This is a genomic window from Stenotrophomonas sp. Ste86 (assembly GCF_024519465.1).
GTDB lineage: Bacteria > Pseudomonadota > Gammaproteobacteria > Xanthomonadales > Xanthomonadaceae > Stenotrophomonas.
In genome coordinates this window covers 1-216 of the sequence record NZ_JALJRW010000053.1, presented here as the reverse complement: position 1 = coordinate 216, position 216 = coordinate 1, and the positions used below count along the sequence as shown (strand labels likewise).

Genomic DNA, 216 nt, shown 5'->3' with positions numbered 1-216 from the left:
TGCATTCCCCGCCGTCAGGTAGTGCCGAGCCATGCTCGGCACCGCGCCGGTGGGGGATCATGCACAGGTGTTGGAAAGCAGCCGAGCGTGGCTCGGCTCTACCGGGACGGGCGTGCGCGAAAACTATGCTGGAACACGCACAAAGAAAAACCCCGCTGCAAGAGCAGCGGGGTTTTTGGGTATAAACCCTGGCGATGACCTACTCTCGCATGGCTT

Annotated in this window: 1 protein-coding gene; it reads left to right on the top strand. The window is 61.1% G+C overall.

All coding sequences use genetic code 11. From position 1 onward, the window contains the following. Positions 1-31 precede the first annotated feature (31 nt). Positions 32-216, top strand: a 185-nt coding sequence (locus NR101_RS18985) for a hypothetical protein (protein ID WP_256777638.1), incomplete at its 3' end; no start/stop codon positions are given.